Origin of the sequence: Archangium violaceum Cb vi76 (assembly GCF_000733295.1) — a bacterium.
GTDB classification, from domain to species: Bacteria; Myxococcota; Myxococcia; order Myxococcales; family Myxococcaceae; genus Archangium; species Archangium violaceum.
The window spans coordinates 1-1,131 of the sequence record NZ_JPMI01000312.1 but is presented as its reverse complement, the minus strand read 5'-3'; the positions used below and the strand labels follow the sequence as shown (position 1 = coordinate 1,131).

Genomic DNA, 1,131 nt, shown 5'->3' with positions numbered 1-1,131 from the left:
TCTTCGGTACGTCGAGTGGGTAGGAGCGTGGAACCGAAGCCGTGCGCATGGGGAGGACTTGGGGTTCAGGGGTGTGCGGAGCCGAGCGATGGCCATGGGACGCGAGTCCCCGCGAGAGCTCGAGGCATGAATGAGACAGGGGCACGACCTGGTACGCCAGAGAGCCGCGGCCGTGCATGACAGAGCGCTTGGCTCCGCTGCCCTGCTGGCCGGGTGGCAGTCGACGCTGTCGGCGCTCCGGGCTCGGTCCCAGCCGCCTGCTTCTACTGCGAGGGCTACGCCGCCACTGGCAGGGGCGGAGTGAACTCCATGCCCCCGCAGCACAGCAGTATCATCGCCCGGAATGCCTTGGGACTGCGGAAGCCATAGGCGCGGCGGATGAGGGCTCGAATCTTGTTGTTGATTCCCTCCACCACTCCGTTGTTCAGCCCCGTTTCCACGTAGGCGACAATGCCGTCCTTGTGCCGCTGCACTGTCTTCGCCAGCTTCGCGAAGGGGGCGAGCCTGGAGTGACTGGCCCACTGACACCACTTGTCCAGGTGCTCCGAGGCCCGCTTGGGCTGCACGTAGTCCATGCCCCGTGCCAGGCTCTCCTTGAGCAGATAGGCCCGGTAGAGCCTCTGGTTCGTCTTCTTCAACTCGCTGAGCTTCTCTCCCTGGCGCACCGTCAGGTTCCACGGATTCTTCAGCAGCGCCCAGCGGCTGTGCTTGAGCGCCTTGCCCTCCGGGCTCCCCGCCTGCTCGCGCACCTCTTGCCGGCGCACCGTGTCCAGCGCTTCGTTCGCCAGCTTCTGTACGTGGAATCGGTCGAACACCTTGCGCACGTGTGGGGCCCGGTTGCCCACCGCCTTGCCGAAGGCCGCCGACAGGTCCATCGTCGCGTGCGTCAACTCCTTCGTCCTCTCCTCTCCCAGCTCGTCGAAGAAGCCATTGAGCGTCTCTTCGTTCTTCCCCTCCGCTACCCAGACGACTCGCGAGCGCAGGTGGTCCACCACCAGACTCACGTACTGGTGCCCGGCTCTCCAGCCCAGCTCGTCCACCCCAATGACTTGCAACCCCTCCAGCCGCCCTGGCGACAGGCGCTCCTCCACCACCCGCTCGATGATGGTACCCACCGTGCGCCAGTTGATT

General features: G+C 65.6%; 1 protein-coding gene. It reads right to left on the bottom strand.

Features of this window, described 5'->3' with window-relative positions:
- Nucleotides 1-275 precede the first annotated feature (275 nt).
- The coding region (locus Q664_RS43190) for an ISL3 family transposase (RefSeq protein ID WP_052519403.1) at nucleotides 276-1,131 on the bottom strand (856 nt) is incomplete at its 5' end.